Genomic DNA, 19553 nt, shown 5'->3' with positions numbered 1-19553 from the left:
GAAAAAAGAAGTTAATAACTTTAGTCATCCATTTGATCTGCTTTTGACTGATCGGATGGATGACTTTTTAGTATAAATGGAATGGATTTCTTAGCACTTCAAAACTTTTTGGACAGTAAGGTAGAACAGTATAATCGACCAGAGTTCATTGCTAACGATCCAATTTGTATTCCTCACTTATTTGCTAAAAAGCAAGATATTGAAATTGCAGGTTTTTTCGCTGCGATTCTGGCATGGGGACAACGTAAAACCATCATCAATAAGTGCAGAGAGTTGTTAGCTAGAATGGATAACTCGCCACATGATTTCGTTTTGCATCATCAGGATGCTGATCTGAAACAGCTCCTGCAATTTAAGCACAGAACATTTAACGATACAGATCTACTCTATTTTATAGCTTTTTTCAAAGCACATTATGCGAAATATAATAGTTTAGAACATGCTTTTATTCCCGAAAATGCATTTCAAAATGGTTATTTGGAAACAATGTCTGACTTGCCTTCCGTTGAAATGTCTTCAGCAGTGTGTTTTGCAAGCGATTTGAATTTCACAATTGAACAATCATTAAACTACTTCAGAAGCTACTTTTTTTCTCTTGAAGATTTTCCTCACCGAACTAAAAAACACATTTCTTCACCGGCACAGAAGTCAACCTGTAAGCGACTAAATATGTTTTTACGATGGATGGTGCGGAAGGATACTAAGGGGGTTGACTTCGGGATTTGGGAAACTTTAAAGCCTGAGCATTTGATCTGTCCTTGTGATGTTCATGTTGATAGGGTAGGGCGGTTACTGGGTTTAATCACCAGAAAACAAACCGATTGGTTAACGGCAATTGAATTAACTAACAATTTAAAACAGTTTGATCATAGCGATCCAGTGAAATATGATTTCGCTTTATTCGGGTTAGGAGTAGAGAAAGTGCTTTAATGCCCCTATAATTAAGAAAAGTCTAGAAAAGCTTCTTTTTTACAATCTATCTTCCTATACTTACATAGTAATTTCAATAGATATTACAATTTATCTGTCCCCATATTTTATCGATGATTGCAGTTAATTTATCTGACCAAGATAGATGGAAGAAATACAATAATTTTTCTCCATTAATTTCAATATTTAAAAAATTTCATCCGCTGAATGATGAAATTGAAAAGCGCATTAATCAGCATACTTTTCCGATAAGTTATAAGAAAAATAAATTCCTGGTTTCTCCTGTAGATCGAAATAAATATCTTTTTTTAATAGTTAAAGGCGTGGTAAGAGGGTTTATTAAAGATGGGGCTTCTGAAATCACTACCTGGATTGCTATGGAGAATGAAATTGTGGGCACGATTAGGAATTTATGGATCGATGGAGATTCAGAAGAATATTTGCAGGCACTGGAAGATGTTGATCTCATTGCTATTCCGCATGTGCTTTCAGAATATTTATATGAAAATTTTGCGGAGGCCAACGTTGTTGGACGAAAGATGATGGAGCTTTATTACCGTTCTGCTGAAGAGCGAGCCTTCTTATGCCGCATCTCGTCTGCCGAAAAACGATACAAGCGATTCTTGTTATCTTTCCCTGATTTAATCAATCGTGTATCATTGAAACATATTGCATCTTTTTTAGCCATACGATTGGAAACTTTGAGCAGAATAAGAGCAAAAATTTAATAAGCTTATTACACAAATAAATTCCTCAAATATCTCTAGAAGGGCTAAGTTTTTGATACAAAAACTTAGCCCTTTTTGTTTGCTCAATAATTGCAAAATCAACCTATTTCTGTAATATAAATTCGACATTTTGTTATTATGTTGTTGATTATTGTCAAATAATCTATCCCTCTATTTCGTCCAATAATTTTGCTTTTAGAAAATATTGTCAATTTTTATCTCGTTTGTATTATTGGTAATACAGTTTTTGACAAAAAAAGAACAAATAGCAGCGCTAAAATTGGCCTAATTATGTGCTTGTGGATATCCAAAAAATAGTTTAGTTTTGCGGCCCTTAAAAAAGGGTCAATTTTAGGTTGTTTTGTATGTTAAAACTGGTTTTAAATCAACGAGATACAGCATATTTTAAAATTGAAATTTTGTTAAGATAAATTAAATTTTAAGAAGAATTTTTAATTGGATTAAACCTGATTAAACCACAAACTGAGAATATTTATAACGCTCACAATTTCTAATCAAAATGAAAAAAAATCTACTGCTTGCTTTAGGTCTTACATTAACCATTTTTAGCGCTGTTGCTCAGCAAAAAATGAAAGACGGTACAGTTGTACAAAGTAATTTACCAAACAAAGATGCAATTCTTGAACTGGAGAGTAATAACAAGGGTTTGTTATTTTCGAGGGTGATGCTGAAGGATTCGAAAAATCCAGCTCCGCTTTCTGCTCATGCTGCAGGTATGATGGTTTACAACACACAAAAGATTGCTGATGTTGTTCCAGGTATTTACTATAACGACGGAACACAGTGGATTTTGGCTCGTCAAGGCCAGGCGTCAGGTATTACATATAACCCTGTAACCTATACGATCACCTATATTGATCCGGCCACCAACTTACCAGCCAACATCGATTTGAAAGATGTTGTTAAGAAAAATGAAACTGTAACTTCTTTGGTAAAGCAAGAAAATGGGACTTATTTATATACCTCGGAAAGTGGCAAAACTACCACGATTAATGTTCCAGCCGATGTAATTAATAATTTCCAATCAATTGTTAACGATAACTCTGTCAGGACGATTTTAGAGAGTATCTTTAAAAATACCGGTGGAAATGTTTTTTACGATGGAGCCAATTTTACTTACGTTGATAATAACGGCGTAAAGCAAACCATCAATATTGCCCAAATTGTAAAGGCGAATGAAACGATCACTACACTAATTGATAACAAAAACGGAACTTACACTTACACTGCTGAAGACGGGAAGACAACTTTAATAAACGTTCCTGCAAATGTGATTTCAAATTTTCAAACTATAGCCAACGATAATTCGGTACGAACCATCATCGAAAATATCGTTAAAAATACCGGTGGAAATGTTTTTTACGATGGAACCAATTTTACTTACGTTGATAATAACGGCGTAAAGCAAACCATCAACATTGCTCAAATTGTAAAAGCGAATGAAACAATCACTACTTTAATTGATAATAAAAACGGAACTTACACTTACACTGCAGAAGACGGGAAGACAACGTTGATCAACGTTCCAGCTGATGTTGTTAATAATTTTCAAACTATCGCAAACGATAATACAGTAAGAACGATAATCGAAAATATTGTTAAAAATACCGGTGGAAATGTTTTTTATGATGGAGCTAATTTTACTTATGTTGATAATAATGGCGTAAAACAAACCATCAACATTGCACAAATTGTAAAAGCGAATGAAACCATCACAACCCTAATTGATAATAAAAACGGAACTTATACTTACACTGCAGAAGACGGGAAGACAACTTTGATTAACGTTCCAGCTGATGTTGTTAATAATTTTCAAACTATCGCAAACGATAATACAGTAAGAACGATAATCGAAAATATTGTTAAAAACACCGGTGGAAATGTTTTTTATGATGGAGCTAATTTTACTTATATCGATAATAGCGGAGTAAAGCAAACCATCAACATTGCCCAAATTGTAAAAGCGAATGAAACCATCACTACTTTAATTGATAATAAAAACGGAACTTACACTTACACTGCAGAAGACGGTAAAACAACTTTGATTAACATCCCAGCTGATGTAGTCTCAAATTTTCAAACTATTGCAAATGATAATTCAGTAAGGACAATCATCGAAAATATTGTTAAAAACACTGGCGGTAATGTTTTTTATGATGGAGCTAATTTTACTTATATCGATAATAGCGGAGTAAAGCAAACCATCAACATTGCACAAATTGTAAAAGCAAACGAAACATTGACGGTTCTTGCCTATGACAAGGTTACAAACAAATTAAGCTATACAGACGAGAAAGGCTTGAAAACTGATCTTGATTTGAACAACGGCGCTTTGGCTTACGACAAAGCTACGAACACTTTAAACTACACAGACGGAAAAGGTTTGGTAACTTCATTACCACTAAACACCACTGCTTTAGTTTACGATAAAACCAATAATGTTTTAACTTATACCGATTCAAAAGGTAATGCGACGACTATCGCCATTAAAGATCTGGTTGCTGCGAACGAAACTTTAACAGTTCTTGCCTATGATAAGGTTACAAACAAGTTAAGCTATACAGATGAGAAAGGGTTGAAAACAGATCTTGATCTGAACAATGGTGCTTTGGCTTATGATAAAGCAACTAACACTTTAAACTACACAGACGGAAAAGGGTTGGTGACTTCATTACCATTGAACACCACTGCTCTTGTTTACGATAAAACCAACAATGTTTTAACTTATACCGATTCGAAAGGCGTTGCAACAACAATTGCCATCAAGGATCTGGTTGCAGCAAACGAAACATTGACGGTTCTTGCTTATGACAAGACTACAAACAAGTTAAGCTACACAGATGAAAAAGGTTTAAAAACCGATCTTGATCTGAACAATGGAGCTTTGGCTTATGACAAAGCAACTAACACTTTAAACTATACAGACGGAAAAGGTTTGGTGACTTCATTGCCATTAAATACCACTGCTCTGGTTTACGATAAAACCAATAATGTTTTAACATATACCGATTCGAAAGGGAATGCGACGACCATCGCTATTAAAGACTTGGTTGCTGCGAACGAAACATTGACGGTCCTTGCCTACGACAAGACTACAAACAAATTGAGCTATACAGATGAGAAAGGTTTGAAAACCGACCTTGATCTGAACAATGGTGCTTTGGCTTATGATAAAGTAACGAACACTTTAAACTATACAGACGGAAAAGGTTTGGTGACTTCATTGCCATTGAACACTACTGCTTTAGTTTACGATAAAACCAACAATGTTTTAACTTATACCGATTCGAAAGGCGTTGCAACAACGATTGCCATCAAAGATCTGGTTGCAGCAAACGAAACATTGACGGTTCTTGCTTATGACAAGATTACAAACAAGTTGAGCTATACAGATGAGAAAGGTTTGAAAACCGATCTTGATCTGAACAACGGCGCCTTGGCTTACGATAAAGCAACTAACACTTTAAACTACACAGATGGAAAAGGTTTGGTGACTTCATTGCCATTGAACACCACTGCTCTAGTCTATGATAAAACCAACAACGTTTTAACCTATACGGATTCAAAAGGCGTTGCAACAACAATCGCCATCAAAGATCTGGTTGCTGCGAACGAAACTTTGACCGTTCTTGCCTATGATAAGGTTACTAACAAATTAAGCTATACAGATGAGAAAGGCTTGAAAACCGATCTTGATCTGAACAATGGCGCTTTGGCTTACGATAAAGCTACGAACACTTTAAACTACACAGACGGAAAAGGTTTGGTGACTTCATTGCCATTGAACACTACTGCTCTGGTTTATGATAAAATCAACAATGTTTTAACCTATACCGATTCAAAAGGCGTTTCAACAACAATTGCCATTAAAGATCTGGTTGCTGCGAACGAAACATTGACGGTCCTTGCCTACGACAAGACTACAAACAAACTAAGCTATACAGATGAGAAAGGTTTGAAAACCGATCTTGATCTGAACAATGGCGCCTTGGCTTATGATAAAGCCACGAACACTTTAAACTATACAGATGGAAAAGGTTTGGTGACTTCATTACCATTGAACACTACTGCTTTAGTTTATGATAAAATCAACAATGTTTTAACCTATACCGATTCAAAAGGCGTTTCAACAACAATTGCCATCAAAGATTTGGTTGCAGCAAATGAAACTTTAACAGTTCTTGCCTACGACAAGACTACAAACAAATTAAGCTATACAGATGAAAAAGGTTTGAAAACTGATCTTGATCTGAACAACGGCGCTTTGGCTTACGATAAAACGACGAACACTTTAAACTACACAGACGGAAAAGGTTTGGTGACTTCATTACCATTGAACACTACCGCTTTAGTTTATGATAAAACCAATAATGTTTTAACCTATACCGATTCAAAAGGTAATGCGACAACCATCGCCATCAAGGATCTGGTTGAAGCCAATCAATTAACGGCTAGCGTTGTCGATGGTGTAACTACTAGCATAACATCTGCTGCAAGTATTGCAAATCCACGAAATACAGAATACAAGGTTGAAGTGAAAGATGCTGCGATTACTACAGCTAAACTCGCAAATAATGCAGTGACTACTGAAAAGGTAATAGATAAAGCGATTACTGCGACAAAACTTGATGCCGGAGCAGGAACAGTGGGAAGAGTAGGGGTTGCTGATGCAAGTGGCGTGGTGACTTATCAAAATCTTACGCCAGGCACCTTAACTGGTAAAAAAGACATCACTACAGATGGAATTATTAGCGTTAACAACACAAATTCTTTAACTGGTGCTGTTTTAGAAACTACTGATCTTAAAATTAACGATAACTCCATCACAACTAAAAAAATCAATGCTCCTGCAGGTACAAGTAAACTTGTTTTAGGATATGATGGGGCTGGAAATGTGGTTTGGTCTACAGTGGATGGAATTGCTGGCAGTACAACAGTAAGTAACAATGTAATAGGAACTTCATTAACAACTACTGTAAATGGTACAACAGGTGCTCCAGTTGACTTAAAGGATGCTATTCAGGCTGGTCAAAAAACTACAGTTGTAGCGGCTGGTACAGGTACAACTGTAACACCGGTAACTGCTGGAGCTGTAACAACATATACTGTCGCAGCTGATCTGGCTAATATTACTTTAGCAGGAGACGTAACGGGAGCAGCAAATGCAACCAAAGTTGAAAAATTGCAAGGTACGCCTGTGAGTGCAACTGCTCCAACAGCTAGCCAGGTATTAACTTTCGAAAACGGAGCCTGGATAGGTAAAAAACCTACAGTGGGCGCTACCGATGTTTTGAATGCTGGTAACTTAACTTCTGATCAAATTACATTTGCTGATGGTACTGGTGCAACTTTGAAAAATGTAGTTGCCACTGTTAAATCAAAATCAATTACAGCGGCCATGTTAAATTCTGATGGTGCTACTGCTGGTCAGTTGGCCACAGCAGATGGAACAGGTGGTGTAACTTACAAAACGTTTGATGCAACATCGCTTGCAAATAAAAAATCGATTACCGGCGAGGGAATTACAGTTAATAGTCCGGCCGGCGACGGAACAGATGCAGTTTTAAAAGACGTGAAGTTAGGCATTGCCGACAATGCAATCACAACTGCTAAAATTGCAACTGATGCGGTTGAAACTTCAGATATCAAAGATAAAAATGTTACGGCAGCTAAGTTAACAGCTGGAACAAGTACCATTGTAAATCGTATCGCGACAGCTGATGCAGCTGGAAATGTAACCTACACTGATTTAACTACATTGGTAACTGGTGCTGAGACTAAATTAGTAAACGGTACCAACACAACTGTTACCGGTTCTGGTACTGTAGCCGATCAATATAAAGTAAACGTTGCTACTGCAAATGGTACAACATTAGGTGTGGTGAAACAAGGTAATGGCTCTGTTGTAGTGGCTGCAGATGGCGGACTTTCGGTTGATGCTGCTGCAATTACTACCGGTAAAGCTTTAAGTTCTACAGATTTATCTTTATCTGCCAATGCGCCTACGTCACTATTAAAAGATGTAACGATCAACATAAAAGATAAAGCGGTGACGGCGACAAAACTTGGCGCGGCAACTGATGGAACTGATGCAAACAAAGTAGCCACTGCAGATGCCGCTGGCAACGTAACTTATAAAGCCATTACTGATGCCAGTGTAGTCAGTACAAAAGCAATCACTGGTACTGATATTAATGTAACAGGTGGTAATGGAGCAACGCTTAAAGATGTTAGTCTTTCTATTAAGCCAGGAACAGCTGGACAATTATTAACTACAAATGCCGCTGGTACTGGTACGGAATGGATTAATAAAGTTGACGCAACCACAGTAAGCAATACTTCAAATTTGAACAGCTTAACTACAACTGTAAATGGCAAAACAGGAGCGGCAGTAAATATTATTAATTCAAATACATTAACACTAGATGTTGACAAAAAATTGATCAGTACAGTTAACGGAATTGCTACTACACCAGCTTTAGATTTAGCCCCAGCAATTGCTGCTGCTCAGAAAACAAGTTCAGTAGTGAATGGTACAACGACTACGGTTAGTTCAACTTTAGCTGGAAATAACACAGCATACAAAGTAGAAGTAAATGATGGTGCAATCCAGGCTGGACAGTTTACAACTTCTTTATCGAATGGTGTGAATACTACAGTTACTTCAAGCACAGCTGGAAAAAACACTAACTATGTAGTGAATACTAATGTGGCTACTACTTCGGTTGTTGGTGCAGTTAAGCCTGGTACAGGTTTGGCCATCGATGCAACTGGTACTTTAACTGTTGATGCAAATACAATTACTACAGGGAAAGATGTTACTACTGGCAGTGATAAAATAAAATTAGGCGGTACTCCCGCAGGAGCAGCATTGAAAGCTTTCTCAATAGATGTTGATGAAACAAAATTAAACTTGAATGCAAGCCAGATTAAAGGTGGCACAGCCGGGCAAGTGATGGTAGTTGGTGCAGGGAATGTTGGTTCGTGGGTAGATAAATCTACTCTTGTTCCGCCGACTGTTGTGAGCAATGGCTCAAACCTTAATACATTAACTACAACTGTAAATGGAACAACAGGAACAGGTGTTACGATTATCAATTCCAATACCTTAACACTTGATGCAAATAATAAATTAATCAGTACCGTAAATGGACAAGCCACAACACCAGCTTTAGATTTAACTCCCGCAATACAGGCTGCACAAAAAACAACAACAGTTGTTGCAGGTACAAATGTTTCGGTAACGCCACCTGCTCCAAACGCAACTGGAAATACAGCTTATACGGTTAGTGTTGCTACAGCAAATGGCACTGCTTCAGGAGTAGTTAAACAAGGTAATGGTTCAGTAGTTGTTGCTACAGATGGTGCACTTTCAGTGAATGCTGCTGCGATTACAACTGGCGCAAATGTTACTGCTGGAAGTAGTAAAGTAGTGTTAGGCGGAACTCCGGTAGGGGCTGCCTTGAAAGCATTTTCTGTTGATGTTGTGGAAGCAAATTTAACACTCTCGAATATTGGGGGTAAAGTGACTAATAATCAAATCACAACTGGCACAACCGGGCAGGTTTTAATTACAAATGCTGCTGGAACAACTCAGTGGGTTGATCAATCAACATTGGGAGACAATACTACTGCAAACAATGGTTTAACCAAAACAGCTAACAATATTCAGCTTGGAGGTGCTTTAACTACACCAACTGCCATTACTACAAACGGATCAAACACTCTAGCTATCGCTGGTTTACCTACAACAGGCACAACCACCGATAAAATTGTAGTAGCCGATCCAACAAGTGGAGTTTTGAAACTGGCCAATGCTGCTATGCCTAAGTGGTTTTATATGCCATCAATCGTATTGGATGTCGCAACAATTAGCACCGGAAAAACTGTAAATCTTTATAACCTCTATAAAGCACAATTTGAAAATGTACCAGGTACAATGAATAGTACCGGGTCAGCAAAGAGCATTCCATTCCTGTTAAATCCTACAGATTTAGAATACTATGTTACCTATGTAGATGCTGCGGTAATTACGGTTACTTCGGTTAATGCGAATGGCATAATGACCTATAACGTAACCGGAAAAGCAAAAACTACCTCATTCGCTAACATTGTATTTGTTGTTAAATAATCAAAGCCATGAAAAGATTAACGCAATTAATATTGGTAATGATTTTATGCTTTACTATTAAAGCGAAAGCACAGATTACCAAAATAGAGACATACAGTGAGCACGTAAAGGATTTTTCATCCACACAAAAGGATGAGATTAATATGCTGTTTTTTGGTACTGTTCCTAAAATTTTTATTTCTGAAACTGGTAAAGAAATCCTACTGTGGGCTGACAAAGGTTCGTTTAAAACGGTGGAATTAAGCTACCAACAAATTGAACAGCTTAAGAACACAGAGTTGTCAAAATCTTACAAAACAGTAGAAGTAATTTCATTGAATATAGAAAAGGGTAAAGCATTTAAATTTGACGATAGTTACTTAGCTGGTTTTCCAAATCTTAAGTATTTATTGATTAATAGTAGTGATGGAATAAGCGTGGAAGAAGTAAAGCAACTTCTAGCAGATCTACTCTCTTCTTCCGCTTTATCAGATCAAATACAAGTTATCCTTAACAAAACAAATACTTCTTCTTAATACAAGCAGCCATGAAAATCAATTCAAAGATAAACTTAACTGCTGGATTAAGAATTATAGTAATTCTTGGATTACTTGGTCTGAATTTCAAAGCGTTCTCTCAAGCGTTGGTGAAGAAAGCGTTCACACCACGAATTTCTACGTTAGCACCCGGGAGCTATCAAGGTAAATCTATTTATAATCTCCAAGGAGATTTTAATATGATTGGAAACGCAAATGCCAAAAGTGCTACCGGGCCGGATAATGCCTCTAATATGGTGTTTAATAAATTGCCAGGAGACTTATTAAATACGAGTATTAAAAACTCATCATCTGCTGATTTTGTGCTACCATCTAACGCCAGTTTAGCCTGTACAAAAATTGTATTCGCTGGTCTTTATTGGACAGGTAGAGGGGATGATAATTCGGGAGATGTGCTTAGTAAGGTTGGGAATGCAGGCAATGGCATGAACAAAAAAACTGTAAAATTTAAAGTGCCAGGCGCAACAAATTATGTTGACCTCACCGCCACTGATATTTTTTATGGTGGATCGGATGTTTCGGGAATGTATGCGGGTTTTTATGATGTAACTGATTTAGTGAGTGCTGCAAAAACGGGTACCTACGCTGTAGCCAACATAGCAACTTTCGAGGGTTCAGATGGTCTTAGCAATCCTAGGATTGGTTATTATTCTGGTTGGGGACTCGTGATTGTTTACGAAAATGCGGCTTTACCTTGGCGCAACATTACGGTGTTCGATGGTTTTGGTTATGTTAAAGGTTCTTCTTCCAGTAGTAATTACGGAACATTAGATGTTTCTGGATTTCAAGCTGTACAGAATGGTAATGTAAATATAAAAATGGGGATGATGGCGGGTGAAGGAGATAGATCTTTAACCGGTGATTATTTTAGTATTCAACAAAGGCTGTCCGGTAACTTCACTGCCCTATCTCACGGATCGAATAGTACAAATAATTTCTTCAACTCCTCAATCTTTACAGGAGGAAACCCGAGGGTTCCTAATAATGTTGATAATGATGGGATTGACATCGCTATGTTCAATCTCAATAATACTGGTAATGTATTAATTAATAATAATCAAACCGCTACATCTTTTCGTTATGGCTCCAGTGGAGATTACTATAATATTTTCAATATTACTTTTGCCGTTGATGCTTACATTCCGGAGGTTCAGGTTTTTAATGCAAACGTATCCAGCGTACCCAATGGAGGTACAGTAGATCCAAATCAAAACATAGAGTTTACCTCAACAATTTATAATAAAGGTACTGAGCCTATCAGTAACGGTGTGGTAGAAATACCAATACCATTTAATGCGCATTATGTAAGTTCCAGTGTAACGGTAGGAAGCGGTTCGGTTACCTGGTCACACCCATCGGGTGCAACAGACCCGAACGTTACGCCAGGAGGGGTATTGAAGTGGACAGTAGGTAATTTAATTAAGCCAACAGACCCTAATACGATCCTTGCGCAACTGAAATATAGCATCCGGGTTACCAATGATTGTACAATTCTTAAAACTGGTGGCGCATGTGGTTTATCTATCAATCTTGATGGAACTTTTACAGGTACTGGAACCAACTCAGGCATTCCCATTAATAATGGATTTGTTATCGGTTACAATTCCGATTGCGGTAACACGCCAATTCGCGATCCTTTTACCTTAACCATTGTACCATCACAGGCATTTTTGAACGCTTGTCCTAATGATGTAATCAATGGTTCTAAACAATTTAAAGCATTTTGTTCAGTAGTTAATAATGTAATTCCTCGGGCTACCATCACTTCAAGTTATCCGGCAGGAACGAAGTTTTATACTCAACAGCCAGGAACAGCAGGCTATTTAGCTACAGAGGTTACCGGCAATTTTGCTGTAAATCCTACTGGAATCGCTACGAAATATTATGCAGTTTTAAGTGGAATGCCTATTGGGTGTTACCTAAGTTTAGAAACGGTAGTAGAGATAGTAAGTACTCAACCAACTGCTGCAAATATTCAATATTGTATCGGCTCACCTGTACCGCTTAACGTTCAACTGTCATCTGTAGGATCGACGAAGGGCTATCAATTGTATTACTTCGATAATAATAGTACAACACCTTTAGCCAATCCGCCGGCGCCAACTGCAGCAGGAATTTACACTTACCAGGTAGCGGAAGGTACAACGCAGAATAATGTAACCTGCTATGGTCCAAAAGTTAGCTTTACTGTAGAAGTTTATGCAATGCCTGTAATCACTCAAAACCTGACAGATTTTTCTGTTTGTGCTGACAACATCCAAACTTTAGTTATTCAAAGCAATGCCAACCAGGTGAGTTGGGAATATTTCAATACCACAACAAGCACCTGGACAACGTTAACTGCTGCAACTTTTCAAAATCAATTGGTGTCAAGCGGATCTACTCTAACCATTGATAATCCTTCTATTAATATTGATCAATTGAAAATTAGAGCAAAGCTAACATCAGCTAATAGTTGTGTAATGTATTCTGCAGAAGCCATAATGGATGTGCGACTTTGTAATATCATCACTAATCCAATGCTTCCGGCAAAAATCATCAAAAATTAATCTCAGAAAATGATAAAGAAAATTATACCTATTCTACTTTTGATTTTTCTGTCTATTGGAACTGTAAAAATTTATGCGCAAACTGGTGCAGGAAGTAAAACTGTAGATGATTCTGCTGTAATTGTTTCGGTAGGAAATACGGAAAGCCGTTATGCGGAAGGTACCTATTTTGGGCCCAATGCAAATTGGGTTATCGATGGAACATTGGAAATTTATAGTAAAAACATTTGGATTGCACCTGGTGCAAAATTCTCTGGCTCGGGTAAGATTGTAATTTATAATCCTGGAGACAATCCATTTTATGCTGATATGCCATCGAGTTCAACGATAATTGATGGAAACAATAGTAATTTCATCAATCTGTTAATCGAGCACCACAATAGAAACAGTGCTACGCTGAGTGATATTGCTGATCCAGGTTATGGAACAGCTAATCCATCGGGTGTGCTTGCAGCCACGCTTAATATTGGGGGTACGCTAGATTTGGCACAGAACAATGCCAACATTATCTTGAATGGCAGCAACCTCGTTTTTAATGATGCTGGAAAAATTACCAATTATAGCCAAAATAGAATGGTAGTTACCGGTAACAGTATCTCCGGGCACATGGTTAAAGAGTTTTCAGGAAGTTCAACCTTCGTTTTTCCGGTTGGTATTGCTGAAGGCGATTATACTCCCGCAACGTTAACACCTCAGGCGGCAGGCAAACTTTATGTCAGTGTACAAAATTACACGGGTGCCAACCTTCCTGGAATAACCACTGTTCAGGGAATGGATCGTACCTGGAATATTTATTCATCAGTACCTGTTCAAACCACGATTACACTTCAACACAATCAAAATACAAACGGTTCTAAATTCGTTGATGCCACCGCTACCATTGCCCGCTATTTAGGTAATTCCAATTGGGATATCGTAGCCGGGACAAACCCATCGTTAGGTGTTCATACCCGGTCGAGTGTGCTCATTGGAGCAGATATGGCGGCAAATGGAGCTTTTTTTACCAAGCATTCTATTTCCGGAAGCAACCTATTTATACCAAACTTATTTACACCTAATGGTGATGGTACCAACGATATGTTCGAAATCCGTGGTCTTAACTTGTTCTCGCAAAACGACCTGGTTATTGTAAACCGTTGGGGTAACGAAGTCTATAAATCAAGTAACTATCAAAATAACTGGACTGGCGAAGGCCTGAATGAAGGTACTTACTATTATTTGTTGAGAGTTAAAGAAAATGCTTCTTCGCCTTGGCAGGTATTTAAGGGATACATCACGTTAATTCGTGCATTTAAAAACTAATGGATATCGTGAGAATGAAAAAAATATTATTGTTAATCGGGTGTTCCATCTTGTTTTTTGTAAAACCAGTTTCTGCCCAGCAAGACGCACAGTATAGCCAGTACATGTTCAATGGCATCTATATTAATCCGGCTTATGCGGGGTATAAAGAGGTTTTGAATGTTCACAGCTTTTACCGCAGTCAATGGACAGGGATTACTGGTGCACCGAAAAGTATGTCGTTAGCCGTAGATGCTATTGCGAACGATGGAAATGTAGGTTTGGCGCTTCAGGTATCTAGCGATAAACTGGGAGCACAAACCAATCTGGCCTTATATGGAAACTACGCTTACCGTATTAGATTGAATAATGATGGTAGCTCTCGGTTGGCTTTAGGTTTAGGGGTTGGTATGGTTCAATTGGGTATTGATGGTTCGATGCTAAACCCAAACGATCCAGAACCTTTTCAGCCAGTTGGTGTACAGAGTACCATTTTGCCCGATGCCAGAGCAGGTGTATATTTTGCAAACGATAAATTTTATGCAGGTTTTTCTGCTGATAATTTAATTGCTGCCTATATTGATATTGATCGTTATGCGTTTATACCACAGCCAAAGCCACATTTTTATTTAACTGCTGGTGCTTTGTTTCCAATAAATGAGGATTTCCAGATTAAGCCATCTTTCCTTTTAAAAGATGATAGGGGCGGACCAACGAGTTTAGATGTGAATGCTTTTTTAATGGTCAAAGAATTTTTGTGGGTTGGCGGATCATATCGTACAGGTGTGAAGCTTTACGATAAAAGTTATCTTCAAAAAGATTTATCTCAACGAAATTCAGCAGTAGCCGCGATTCAGATTTTTCCATCCGAAAGGTTAAGAATAGGTTATGGATATGATTTTTCAATTGGTCCATTGCAAGGATATAGCGGAGGCACACATGAAATTTCGATTGCCTATTCCTTCATCAGGCCAAATATCAGAATGGCAACACCAAGGGTGTTTTAGATACATATCCTGGAATCTGTAAGATAAGATTTACAGACTTAATTGATAAAAAAGTGTCTTTTTATGAATAAAAAAACAGACAAAATACTATAAAAACGAAACAATTTATTAAATTGCAAAATATCTAATTAACATGAAAGCAAAGAATACTGGAAGTACCTTTACTGTGCTAATTGCCGATGACCATGAGATTATTCGCAGAGGTTTAAAAAGCTTAATATCGGATTTTTGGGCTGGAGTAGAAATTATCCATGCGGCAACACTAGAGCAAGCGCTTATAGAAACCGAGAAAGCACCCAACCTAATCATTATCGATGTGAATTTGCCTGGAGGCAATAATTTAAAGGTAATTGATCAAATTAAAATGGTTCAACCCAATGCTAAAATATTGGTGTTCTCCTCCCTAAATGAAAACATTTACGCAGTACCTTACCTAAAATCAGGAGCCTCGGGTTATTTAACTAAAAACGCTGAAGAGTCTGAAATTGTAACAGCCATTACCACCATTTTAGCAGGTAGCCGTTACTCTAGCCGCAACGTAAAGGAAAATATGTTTAATAGTATTTTAGGTAACGATGCAGATAATCCGTTTACAAAGCTATCTGGAAGAGAGCTAGAAGTTGCCGAATTGCTGACCAAAGGTGTTGGGGTGTTGGAAATTTCCAATCAACTTAATTTGCAAATGGGAACTGTAAGTACTTATAAATTGAGGTTGTTCCAAAAGCTGAAAATTAAAAGTATTATTGAACTTGCCGAGAAGATGAGCATCTACGAAAAATAAGGATTGCTCCCAAGCATCCTTATTTTTTATTTTCATTTGTTGTTCCAGTACCTTCTTCACCAGATTCGTTAGGACTATCTCCTGCCTGGCCATATTTTTCGGAAGCACCCTTTCCATTCTGGTCAAAACTTGCTTTCTCTTTGGATGTTCCTGAAGTTTTAGCTTTCCCTTTATCTTGATCTTTTTCCTTCGTTTCCATGATAATTCTTTTATTTAACTGTTTAACAAAGCTCGAAAGTTAAAAGTTTTAGCTAATTGCGATTCATCTAAGGAGAGCCTATCTTTTTAACGGACTTTTAGATGTTCCATGACTTGTTCCAATTTCCAGCAAGTTCTTTCTTTGGGTAAAGAGCAAGCAGATTAGAAGGATCAGAATTGCTCCAATAATCAATAGCCATTTCTTCATCATTTTGCCAGCGTTTGGGATAATGAACGATTGAAGTATCTCTTACTTGTTTTTTACTGAATCACGGGCACGTTTTTTAAAGAAACCGCGAAGCAAGAAGTTGCTTTGTAAAGCTTCTAAATCTTCATCTAGCTTCTTGCTGCTTTTTTCCAGATTGATCATAATTGCCCTTACCTGATCGGCAGTTTTAGCATCGTTAAGCAGTAAACCTGCTGCGTTATCGTTACTATTTAATTTTCCAGAAGCCTTTTCTAAGTTAGCCGCCATTACAGATGCCGATTGAGCAGTTTTTTGTAGTGTGCTGGCAGAGCGTTCCAGCTTAGCAAATACCGCCGTGTCCGTCATCATTTTATCCATTAAGCCATTTTTGGTATTCAGTGTTTTCCCGAATGTGTTTAAGCTTTGTGCTGTTTGCGCAGTTGAAGCTGTTATTCTATTCAAGTTAGCAACCATTGTTTTAAAATCCTGGGCCAACTTTTCATCAGAAAGGAGTGCACCAGCAGCACCTTTTCCATCTACCAGGTTATGGGCAAGAATTTTGAAGTCGCCGGTTACGTCGACTAAGTTTTTATTGTTTACCTGAAGGGTTTTCATGATGTCATCAGTAGATAAGGAATTATTTACCTTCAGCACGTCGCCGTCTTCCACGAAAGGAAATTTTGGATTTCCACCGGTGATCACCACAATTTTATTTCCGATTAAACCATCGGCACCAATGCTTGCACCCGCATCTTTATGGATGTATTTATGCACATCTTCTTCTATGCTCAGAAATACGCGTACCTGTGAGGTTCCAAAAAATTCAATCTTTTTGATTGTGCCGATTTTAACACCAGAAAACCATACATTGTTTCCTTTTTTCAATCCCTGGATATCGTTAAAAACAACACTCAAGGTAAAGCTTTTAACAAAGGTTTTCTTTTGGCTACCTAAAGTAAAAATGGCAAAAACGAATATCAAAATGCCAATGGCAATAAATATTCCAACAGTTATTTTCTTCTTATTATCGTTCATGGTTACTGTATAAAATTATAATCAAAAAATGGTTGTGCTTGCGGATCTCCGGAATTGAAAATATCGTCGAAAGATCCCTGACGTTCGAAACTACGTTCGACCAACATGGCTACCCTGTTCCCGGTTTCTTTAGCACAGGTTAAATCGTGGGTAATTACGATTGCGCTGGTATGGTAACGTTCCTGTACGGTATTGATCAGTTTGTTTATTTCTTTAGATGTAATTGGATCCAGCCCTGCAGTAGGCTCATCATAAAGCATGATTTCCGGTTTCAAAATCAACGTTCGGGCAATTCCAATCCTTTTTCGTTGTCCCCCGGAAAGCTCGGAAGGCATTTGATTGATGGTTTGCGATAACCCCACTGCATCAAGCATTTCTTCCACTAAATCTTTAACTTCCTGTTTGCTCAAATCCCTGCGATTTCTTACCAAAGGAAATTCCAGGTTTTCCCTTACCGTCATACTATCATAAAGCGCACTATTTTGAAAAGAGAAACCTACCCGAAGGCGGAGTGCCAATAATTGTTCGTAAGAAATATCATCTACAACATGATCTAATACATTTACCAGGCCTGAATCTGGTTTGAGCAGACCGATGATGATTTTAATCAACACGGATTTTCCTGTTCCGGATTTACCCAAAACCACCAAATTTTCTCCCTTGTAAAGATCGAGAGAAGCATTTTCCAATACCTGGTAGCTGCCGAAAGCCTTATAGAGATTTTTGATCTCGATCACCTTTTCGGTGCTGTTTAAGATTTCTTTTTGTACCATGCGATTAGCTGTTAAACAAACTGAAAATTTGTACGCAAACTACTTCCTCAATAAAAATAAGGAACATTGCCGTTACTACCGATGAATTAGCAGCTTTACCTACACCTTCAGTGCCTTTTGATGAATTGTAACCCTGATAACAACCGACTATTGCAATAGTGAAACCAAAAAGAATGGCTTTGAAGGTTGATGCAATAATATCGAGGAAAGTGATGCTTTCTAAGGCGCTTTGAAAAAATGTAGTTGCGCTAGTGCCTTCGTTAACGGACACGTTAAGTAAGGCACCCAACATGCCTACCATTGCTGTATAAAAGGTGAGTATGGGCATGGTAATGGTAGCGGCCATTACCCGGGTTGATACCAGGAATTTGAATGGATTTGTCGCCGAGACCTCCATGGCGTCAATTTGTTCGCTTACCTTCATTGATCCAAGCTCCGCACCAATGCTCGAACCAACTTTTCCAGCGGCAATTAGGCCTGTAAGCAGCGGAGCAAGGGTTCTTAATAAGGCAATTCCCACCAACGATGGGAGCCAGGATGTTGCGCCAAATTCTGACAAGGATGGACGCGATTGTTTTGTAAAAACCAATCCTGTAATAAAGCCGGTGGTTGAAATTAATAAAGCTGAACGATAACCAATTTCGTAACATTGACGCATTAATTCCTTAAACTCGTACGGAGGCAAAAATGCTTCCTTAAAAAAACGGCCAATAAAACGGAAAACCTCGTAGAGGTTGATGAATGTTTGAGCGAATTTTCCAACAGGTTTTGGATGATCTTTGGGATCTTCCACTTTTTCTATTCCCATCTTGATGCTTTAGTCTTTTTGGTAGAATCTTCTTTAATTATTGCCTCTTTCTGAATGCGATACTCGGTCACTTTTAGCGTATCGGCTGGAGACAAACTTTTATAAAGCACATTAAAGGTAGTCATTAAAGATTTTTTATTTTGATCATATTCAGTATTCGAGATCATTCCGTCGATATGTTTCTGGTCCAATTCGAAAGATTGATCCAGCAGTGCTTTGGTGGAATCTACAATCGCATCATTTGATAATGTGACCTGCTTATCGACTTTATTCCCGCCCGAACCCTTTTCTGGATTGGTATTGTGACAGGCGATGGCTAAAAGAGCAATTGGAAGCGCCAAAATTATTCTCATTTTAAGAATACAGATAGCTAGGGAAATTGTTTGTTTAGATGGAAAGTATTCGAAATATTTTTGAAATCGAAATTAGGCACTTCAGTATCCAATTTAATAAAGGGAAATTGAGTAAGTCGTTAGTTTAACGCTTAACTATTGATCAAAACTATTATATCGGTGGAATTTTAAACTAAATTTTGGCTAATACTGTGGGTCAAAAAATATTACAACCTTCAGTTGTTAGTAAAAATTT

At 37.8% G+C, this 19553-nt stretch carries 13 protein-coding genes; 8 read left to right on the top strand and 5 right to left on the bottom strand.

Annotated elements, in window-relative coordinates; genetic code table 11:
• Window positions 1-81 precede the first annotated feature (81 nt).
• From ACZZZK_RS02405 to ACZZZK_RS02370, 8 genes are all read left to right on the top strand, one after another.
• Window positions 82-930, top strand: coding sequence for a TIGR02757 family protein (locus tag ACZZZK_RS02405; protein WP_463482689.1), 849 nt, complete (start codon window positions 82-84; stop codon window positions 928-930).
• A 113-nt stretch (window positions 931-1043) separates the two neighbouring features.
• On the top strand, window positions 1044-1658 hold the full coding sequence (locus ACZZZK_RS02400) for a Crp/Fnr family transcriptional regulator (RefSeq protein ID WP_463482688.1): 615 nt from the start codon (window positions 1044-1046) through the stop codon (window positions 1656-1658).
• A gap of 520 nt (window positions 1659-2178) precedes the next feature.
• The gene (locus tag ACZZZK_RS02395; RefSeq protein ID WP_463482687.1) at window positions 2179-9810 is read left to right on the top strand and encodes a beta strand repeat-containing protein; all 7632 of its coding nucleotides are present in this window, start codon (window positions 2179-2181) and stop codon (window positions 9808-9810) included.
• An 8-nt stretch (window positions 9811-9818) separates the two neighbouring features.
• Window positions 9819-10325: a hypothetical protein gene (locus ACZZZK_RS02390; protein ID WP_463482686.1), complete on the top strand. Its 507-nt coding sequence runs from the start codon at window positions 9819-9821 to the stop codon at window positions 10323-10325.
• Window positions 10326-10336: 11 nt separating this feature from the next.
• Complete coding sequence (locus ACZZZK_RS02385; protein ID WP_463482685.1) at window positions 10337-12895, top strand: hypothetical protein; 2559 nt, start codon at window positions 10337-10339, stop codon at window positions 12893-12895.
• A gap of 9 nt (window positions 12896-12904) precedes the next feature.
• Window positions 12905-14197, top strand: a complete 1293-nt coding sequence (locus ACZZZK_RS02380; RefSeq protein WP_463482684.1) for a gliding motility-associated C-terminal domain-containing protein — start codon at window positions 12905-12907, stop codon at window positions 14195-14197.
• 14 nt (window positions 14198-14211) lie between these two features.
• A complete protein-coding gene (locus ACZZZK_RS02375) occupies window positions 14212-15183 on the top strand; it encodes a PorP/SprF family type IX secretion system membrane protein (RefSeq protein WP_463482683.1) in 972 nt (323 codons plus the stop codon).
• 133 nt (window positions 15184-15316) lie between these two features.
• Window positions 15317-15964 (top strand): response regulator, encoded by a 648-nt coding sequence (locus ACZZZK_RS02370; RefSeq protein ID WP_463482682.1) that lies wholly within the window; start codon window positions 15317-15319, stop codon window positions 15962-15964.
• Window positions 15965-15983: 19 nt separating this feature from the next.
• Here ACZZZK_RS02370 and ACZZZK_RS02365 read toward each other — a convergent pair whose 3' ends face one another.
• The 5 genes from ACZZZK_RS02365 to ACZZZK_RS02345 all read right to left on the bottom strand — a co-directional run bounded on the left by ACZZZK_RS02365 (window position 15984) and on the right by ACZZZK_RS02345 (window position 19318).
• Window positions 15984-16163, bottom strand: coding sequence for a hypothetical protein (locus tag ACZZZK_RS02365; protein ID WP_463482681.1), 180 nt, complete (start codon window positions 16161-16163; stop codon window positions 15984-15986).
• 249 nt (window positions 16164-16412) lie between these two features.
• Window positions 16413-17384, bottom strand: coding sequence for an MlaD family protein (locus ACZZZK_RS02360; protein WP_056850009.1), 972 nt, complete (start codon window positions 17382-17384; stop codon window positions 16413-16415).
• Between the two features lie 2 nt (window positions 17385-17386).
• Complete coding sequence (locus ACZZZK_RS02355) at window positions 17387-18157, bottom strand: ABC transporter ATP-binding protein (RefSeq protein WP_463482680.1); 771 nt, start codon at window positions 18155-18157, stop codon at window positions 17387-17389.
• 4 nt (window positions 18158-18161) lie between these two features.
• Complete coding sequence (locus ACZZZK_RS02350; RefSeq protein WP_463482679.1) at window positions 18162-18965, bottom strand: MlaE family ABC transporter permease; 804 nt, start codon at window positions 18963-18965, stop codon at window positions 18162-18164.
• On the bottom strand, window positions 18956-19318 hold the full coding sequence (locus ACZZZK_RS02345) for a hypothetical protein (protein WP_463482678.1): 363 nt from the start codon (window positions 19316-19318) through the stop codon (window positions 18956-18958). The genes ACZZZK_RS02350 and ACZZZK_RS02345 overlap by 10 nt, the downstream gene beginning before the upstream one ends.
• Window positions 19319-19553: the final 235 nt, after the last annotated feature.

It is taken from the genome of Pedobacter sp. AC163 (genome assembly GCF_979258665.1).
Note: the sequence above shows the minus strand (reverse complement) of the source record. Positions and strands in the feature narration are given on the sequence as shown.

Coding starts and splice junctions, on each gene's coding strand:
- ACZZZK_RS02380 (WP_463482684.1), top strand. CDS start 12,905: ATGATAAAGAAAATTATACCTATTCTACTTTTGATTTTTCTGTCTATT.
- ACZZZK_RS02350 (WP_463482679.1), bottom strand. CDS start 18,965: ATGGGAATAGAAAAAGTGGAAGATCCCAAAGATCATCCAAAACCTGTT.
- ACZZZK_RS02390 (WP_463482686.1), top strand. CDS start 9,819: ATGAAAAGATTAACGCAATTAATATTGGTAATGATTTTATGCTTTACT.
- ACZZZK_RS02375 (WP_463482683.1), top strand. CDS start 14,212: ATGAAAAAAATATTATTGTTAATCGGGTGTTCCATCTTGTTTTTTGTA.
- ACZZZK_RS02360 (WP_056850009.1), bottom strand. CDS start 17,384: ATGAACGATAATAAGAAGAAAATAACTGTTGGAATATTTATTGCCATT.
- ACZZZK_RS02355 (WP_463482680.1), bottom strand. CDS start 18,157: ATGGTACAAAAAGAAATCTTAAACAGCACCGAAAAGGTGATCGAGATC.
- ACZZZK_RS02385 (WP_463482685.1), top strand. CDS start 10,337: ATGAAAATCAATTCAAAGATAAACTTAACTGCTGGATTAAGAATTATA.
- ACZZZK_RS02405 (WP_463482689.1), top strand. CDS start 82: ATGGATTTCTTAGCACTTCAAAACTTTTTGGACAGTAAGGTAGAACAG.
- ACZZZK_RS02400 (WP_463482688.1), top strand. CDS start 1,044: ATGATTGCAGTTAATTTATCTGACCAAGATAGATGGAAGAAATACAAT.
- ACZZZK_RS02395 (WP_463482687.1), top strand. CDS start 2,179: ATGAAAAAAAATCTACTGCTTGCTTTAGGTCTTACATTAACCATTTTT.
- ACZZZK_RS02345 (WP_463482678.1), bottom strand. CDS start 19,318: ATGAGAATAATTTTGGCGCTTCCAATTGCTCTTTTAGCCATCGCCTGT.
- ACZZZK_RS02365 (WP_463482681.1), bottom strand. CDS start 16,163: ATGGAAACGAAGGAAAAAGATCAAGATAAAGGGAAAGCTAAAACTTCA.
- ACZZZK_RS02370 (WP_463482682.1), top strand. CDS start 15,317: ATGAAAGCAAAGAATACTGGAAGTACCTTTACTGTGCTAATTGCCGAT.